The sequence below is a fragment of the Streptomyces pathocidini genome, assembly GCF_001418495.1.
GTDB classification, from domain to species: domain Bacteria; phylum Actinomycetota; class Actinomycetes; order Streptomycetales; family Streptomycetaceae; genus Streptomyces; species Streptomyces pathocidini.
The window spans coordinates 1-6,084 of record NZ_LIQY01000456.1; the positions used below are offsets into that span (position 1 = coordinate 1).

Here is a 6,084-nt window from a genome sequence, read left to right on the forward strand (position 1 = left end):
CCGCCATCCCGCCTCCCGCGGGGGGGGGACCGGGTTTCCGGTGGCGGTCGTTCGGCACCGCCGGACTCCGCCGTCCCACCTCCCACCGTCGCGGCGGGGGTCGGCCGTACCCGTCACTGCCAGAAGACAGCTGTTCGGACTCGTAAGGATCAGGAATGACGGACGCAACTCACGAGCGCGTGGCGGAGCTGCTCGCTCGCTCGCATCGCCTGGGCGCCGACCCGCGCAACACCAACTACGCGGGCGGGAACACCTCCGCGAAGGGCACGGACACCGACCCGGTGACCGGGCAGGACATCGAGCTGATGTGGGTCAAGGGCTCGGGCGGTGACCTCGGGACGCTCAAGGCCGCGGGGCTCGCCGCGCTGCGGCTCGACCGGCTGCGCGCGCTGACCGGGGTCTACCCGGGCGTGGACCGCGAGGACGAGATGGTCGCGGCCTTCGACTACTGCCTGCACGGCAAGGGCGGTGCCGCTCCGTCCATCGACACCGCGATGCACGGCCTCGTCGAGGCCGCCCACGTCGACCACCTGCACCCCGACTCCGGCATCGCGCTCGCCTGCGCCGCCGACGGCGAGGCGCTCACCAAGGAGTGCTTCGGCAACAAGGTCGTGTGGGTGCCGTGGCGCCGCCCCGGCTTCCAGCTCGGCCTGGACATCGCGGCCGTGAAGGCCGCCAACCCCGCGGCGATCGGCTGCGTCCTCGGCGGCCACGGCATCACCGCCTGGGGCGAGACCTCCGAGGAGTGCGAGCGCAACTCGCTGCACATCATCCGCACCGCGGAGGCGTTCCTCGAAGAGCGCGGCAAGGCCGAGCCGTTCGGGCCCGCGCTCGACGGGTACGGTCCGCTGGCCGAGGACGAGCGGCGTGCCCGCGCCGCCGCGCTCGCCCCCGTCATCCGCGGTCTGGCCTCCGCCGACCGCCCGCAGGTGGGCCACTTCACCGACTCCGACGTCGTACTGGACTTCCTGGCCCGCGCCGAGCACCCCCGGCTCGCCGCGCTCGGCACCTCCTGCCCGGACCACTTCCTGCGGACGAAGGTCCGACCCCTGGTCCTCGACCTGCCGGCGGGCGCCCCGCTGGAGGAGGCGGTGGCGCGGCTCAAGGAGCTGCACGCGGCCTACCGCGAGGACTACCGCGCGTACTACGAGCGGCACGCCGGCCCCGACTCCCCCGCGATGCGCGGCGCCGACCCGGCGATCGTGCTCGTGCCGGGTGTGGGCATGTTCAGCTTCGGCAAGGACAAGCAGACGGCGCGCGTGGCGGGCGAGTTCTACGTCAACGCGATCAACGTGATGCGGGGCGCCGAGGCCGTGTCCTCATACGCGCCGATCGAGGAGTCCGAGAAGTTCCGCATCGAGTACTGGGAGCTGGAGGAGGCCAAACTGCGACGGATGCCCGCGCCCAGGCCCCTCGCAACCCGGGTCGCGCTAGTGACGGGCGCCGGCTCCGGCATCGGCAGGGCCATCGCCCAGCGGCTGGTGGCGGAGGGCGCGTGTGTGGTCGTCGCCGACCTCAACGCCGACGGCGCGGCCGCCGTGGCCGAGGAGTTGGGCGGGCCCGACAAGGCCGTCGCGGTGACGGTCGACGTCACCTCCGAGGAGCAGATCGCCGCCGCCTTCGCCGCCGCGTCGCTCGCCTTCGGCGGGGTCGACCTGGTGGTCAACAACGCGGGTATCTCCATCTCCAAGCCGCTGCTGGAGACCACCGCGAAGGACTGGGACCTCCAGCACGACATCATGGCCCGCGGCTCCTTCCTGGTCTCCCGGGAGGCGGCGCGGGTGATGACCGCGCAGGGCATCGGCGGCGACATCGTCTACATCGCCTCCAAGAACGGCGTGTTCGCCGGACCGAACAACATCGCGTACGGCGCGACCAAGGCCGACCAGGCACACCAGGTGCGGCTGCTGGCAGCCGAGCTCGGCGGCGACGGCATCCGCGTCAACGGGATCAACCCCGACGGGGTGGTCCGCGGCTCCGGCATCTTCGCCGGGGGCTGGGGCGCGAAGCGCGCGGCCGTCTACGGGGTCGAGGAGGGGAAGCTGGGCGAGTTCTACGCGCAGCGGACGCTGTTGAAGCGGGAGGTGCTGCCGGAGCATGTGGCGAACGCGGTATTCGCCTTGACCGGCGGGGACCTGAGTCACACCACGGGACTCCACATCCCGGTGGACGCGGGCGTCGCCGCGGCGTTCCTGCGGTAGCGGCCACCAGGTTCGCCGGTGTGTGGGCAGGCGTTCCGCCGGGCTGGGGGTCCCCCCGGACGGAGTCTGGGGGAGGGTGGGCACACACCGGCCCGCAACCGGCAACGCGCCGCACCACCCACCGGAGCGTGGCCGCTCCGGCCGCAACAGGCCACCGGGCCTGAACGTTTCGTACGCGACTGCGGGCCGGTGGCCGTGCTGTGCCCACCCGTTCCGCCCGGCGGAACGCCTGCCCACAGCACGGCGAACGGCCCCTCACGTAAGGACTGACACAACGTGACACGTACCCACCCCCTCGCCTTCGCCGCCATCGACCTCGGCGCCTCCAGCGGGCGTGTGATGGTCGGGCGCGTGGAACCCGCGGCGCTCGCGCTGGAGGAGGTGCACCGGTTCCCGAACACGCCGGTGCGCGTCGGCGGCACCCTGCACTGGGACGTCCTCGCCCTCTACCGCGGCGTCCTGGACGGCCTGCGCGCCGCCGCCCAGGCCACCGGCGGCCGCCTGAACGGCATCGGGATCGACTCGTGGGCCGTCGACTACGGCCTCCTCGACGCCACGGGAGCCCTGATCGGCAACCCGGTCCACTACCGGGACTCCCGGACCGAGCCCGCCGTGGCGAAGGTGGCGGAAGTCCTCCCGCCCAGCCGCCTGTACGCGGCCACCGGCCTCCAGCACCTCCCCTTCAACACCGTCTACCAGCTCGTCGCCGCCGAGGGCTCCCCCGCCCTCGACGCGGCCCGCACCGCGCTGCTGATCCCGGACCTCATCTCGTACTGGCTGACCGGTGTCGCCGGTACCGAGATCACCAACGCCTCAACCACACAGCTGATCGACCCGCGGACGCGCGACTGGGCCCGGCCCGTCGCCGACGCGCTCGGCATCGACCTGTCGCTGTTCCCGTTCCTGCGCCATCCCGGCGACCCGGCCGGGGAGTTGCGGAGCGGCGTCCTGGAGGAGACCGGGCTCAAGGGGCCCGTGCCGGTGACCGCCGTCGGGTCGCACGACACCGCCTCGGCCGTCGTCGGCGTACCGGCGCGCGACGAGCGGTTCGCGTACATCGCGACCGGTACGTGGTCGCTGGTCGGGCTGGAGCTGGACGCGCCGGTGCTGACCGAGGACAGCCGACTGGCCAACTTCACCAACGAGTTGGGCATCGACGGCACCGTCCGCTACCTCCGCAACATCATGGGCCTGTGGATGCTCCAGGAGTGCCTGCGCTCCTGGGCGGCGGAGGGGCACCCGCAGGAGCTGGGCGAACTGCTGCGCGGGGCCGCGCAGTCCACGCCCCTGCGGTCCGTCGTGGACGCGGGCGACCCGGAGTTCATCGCCCCGGGCCGGATGCCGGAGCGGATCGCCGAGGCCTGCCGCCGCACCGGGCAGCCGGTGCCGCGCGACCCGGCCGAGACGACCCGCTGCGTCCTGGACTCGCTGGCGCTGGCGCACCGGCGGGCGCTCGCGGACGCCCAGCGGCTGTCGGGCCGCGGGGTCGACGCGGTGCACATCGTGGGCGGCGGCGCCCACAACGAGCTGCTGTGCCGCCTGACGGCCGACGCGTGTGGACTGCCCGTGGTCGCGGGCCCGGCGGAGGCGGCGGCCCTGGGCAACGTGCTGGTACAGGCCCGTACGGCGGGCGCCGTCGAGGGCGGGCTGGCCGAACTGCGGCGACTGCTGTCCGAAACCCAGCCGCTGCGGCACTATGAGCCCATGGGTGATCACACAGCATGGGACCGGGCGGAGGCCCGGATAGCCGACGGCGGGCCAGGTACCGCGTACGACAGCGGCTCCAAGGAGGAACAGCCGTGCGGGTAGCCCTCTTCGTCACCTGTGTCAACGACACGCTCTTCCCGCGCACCGGGCAGGCGGTCGTCACCCTGCTGGAGCGGCTCGGCGTCGAGGTCGACTTCCCGCCGGCCCAGACCTGCTGCGGCCAGCCCCAGTTCAACACCGGCTACCGGCACGAGACCGAGCCCCTGGTCCGCCGCTACGCCGCCGCCTTCCGCGACTACGACTACGTCGTCACCCCGTCCGGCTCGTGCGCGGCCATGGTGCGCGACAACTACCCGCGGATCGGCGCCAAGTCGGCCGCCGAGGGCCGCGGCCAGGAGCTGGCCGAGGCCGCCGCGAGCGCGGTGCCCAAGACGTACGAGCTGACGGAGTTCCTCGTCGACGTGCTGAAGGTGACGGACGTGGGCGCCTACTACCCGCACACCGTCACCTACCACCCCACCTGCCACGGGCTGCGCATGCTGGGCCTGGGCGACCGGCCCAGGCGGCTGCTGGAGCACGTGAAGGGGCTCGAACTGCGGGAGTTGCCGGGCGCGGAGGAGTGCTGCGGCTTCGGCGGCACCTTCGCCGTCAAGAACGCCGCCGTCTCCGCCGCGATGGGCGCGGACAAGGCGCGCAACATCGGCGCCACCGGGGCCGAGGCGGTCTGCACGGTCGACAACTCCTGCCAGTTGCACATCGGCGGTACGCTCGCCCGGCTCGGCTCGCCGGTGCGCCCGGTACACATCGCCGAGATCCTGGCGAGCACCGAGGCGTCCGCGGGATCCGGACGCGCCGTCAGGGAGGAGAACGCCCGATGAGCGGCACATACCTGGGCATGCCCGCCTTCCCCAAGGCCGCGGCCGAGTCCACCCGGAACACCACCCTGCGCGGCAACCTGCGCCACGCCACCCACACCATCCGCGACAAGCGCGCCAAGGCCGTCGCCGAACTGGACGACTGGGGGCTGCTGCGGGCCGCCGGGGCGGCGGTCAAGAACCGTACGCTGCGCCACCTCGGCCACTACCTGGAACAGGTGGAGGCGGCGGTGACCGCGGCCGGCGGGCAGGTGCACTGGGCGGCCGACGCGGCCGAGGCGAACCGGATCGTCACAGGCCTGGTGCGGGCCACGGGTGAGACGGAGGTCGTCAAGGTCAAGTCGATGGCGACGCAGGAGATCGGACTCAACGAGGCACTCGCGCAGGCCGGCATCACCGCCTGCGAGACCGATCTCGCCGAGTTGATCGTGCAGTTGGGCGACGACCTGCCCTCGCACATCCTGGTTCCGGCGATCCACCGCAACCGCTCGGAGATCCGCGACATCTTCCGCGAGAAGATGTCGGACTGGGGCCGCCCGGCCCCGGACGGCCTCACGGACACCCCCCGCGAGCTGGCCGAGGCGGCCAGGCTGCACCTGCGCGAGAAGTTCCTGCGCGCCAAGGTCGGCATCTCGGGCGCCAACTTCATGGTCGCCGAGACCGGCACGCTGGTCGTGGTCGAGTCCGAGGGCAACGGCCGGATGTGCCTGACGCTGCCGGAGACGCTGATCTCGGTCGTCGGCATCGAGAAGATCGTGCCGACCTGGCAGGACCTGGAGGTCTTCCTCCAACTCCTCCCCCGCTCGTCCACGGCCGAGCGCATGAACCCGTACACGACCATGTGGACCGGCACTTCGGACGGCGAGGGGCCGCAGACCTTCCATCTCGTGCTGCTGGACAACGGGCGCACCGACACCCTCGCCGACACCGTCGGCCGCCAGGCGCTGCGCTGCATCCGCTGCTCGGCGTGCCTGAACGTCTGCCCGGTGTACGAGCGGGCGGGCGGCCACGCGTACGGCTCGGCGTACCCGGGCCCGATCGGCGCGATCCTGACCCCCCAACTCCGGGGTATCACCAGCGACGTGGACGCCTCGCTGCCGTACGCGTCCTCGCTGTGCGGGGCGTGCTACGAGGTGTGCCCGGTCGCCATCGACATCCCCGAGGTGCTGGTGCACCTGCGGGAGCGGGTGGTGGAGGGCGGCGAGGTGACGCGGCGCGGCGAGAAGGTGACGATCCGGCCCGCGAAGGGGCACGCGGCCGAGCGGGCCGCGATGCGCGCGGCCCGCTGGGCGCTGGACCAC

Annotated in this window: 4 protein-coding genes; all 4 read left to right on the plus strand. The window is 72.9% G+C overall.

Going from position 1 to position 6,084, the window contains the following annotated elements:
- The first annotated feature begins 155 nt into the window (after positions 1 to 155).
- On the plus strand, positions 156 to 2,201 hold the full coding sequence (locus AOK16_RS20230) for a bifunctional rhamnulose-1-phosphate aldolase/short-chain dehydrogenase (protein WP_055473615.1): 2,046 nt from the start codon (positions 156 to 158) through the stop codon (positions 2,199 to 2,201).
- Between the two features lie 276 nt (positions 2,202 to 2,477).
- Positions 2,478 to 4,010: a rhamnulokinase gene (locus tag AOK16_RS20235; protein WP_079101597.1), complete on the plus strand. Its 1,533-nt coding sequence runs from the start codon at positions 2,478 to 2,480 to the stop codon at positions 4,008 to 4,010.
- Positions 4,001 to 4,786: a (Fe-S)-binding protein gene (locus tag AOK16_RS20240; RefSeq protein WP_055473616.1), complete on the plus strand. Its 786-nt coding sequence runs from the start codon at positions 4,001 to 4,003 to the stop codon at positions 4,784 to 4,786. The genes AOK16_RS20235 and AOK16_RS20240 overlap by 10 nt, the downstream gene beginning before the upstream one ends.
- Positions 4,783 to 6,084, plus strand: a 1,302-nt coding sequence (locus tag AOK16_RS20245) for a lactate utilization protein B (protein WP_055473617.1), incomplete at its 3' end; no start/stop codon positions are given. The genes AOK16_RS20240 and AOK16_RS20245, both read left to right, overlap by 4 nt.

What these genes read in the sequence shown, in the direction of transcription:
- AOK16_RS20230 (WP_055473615.1), top strand. Translation starts at nt 156, where the DNA reads ATGACGGACGCAACTCACGAGCGCGTGGCGGAGCTGCTCGCTCGCTCG.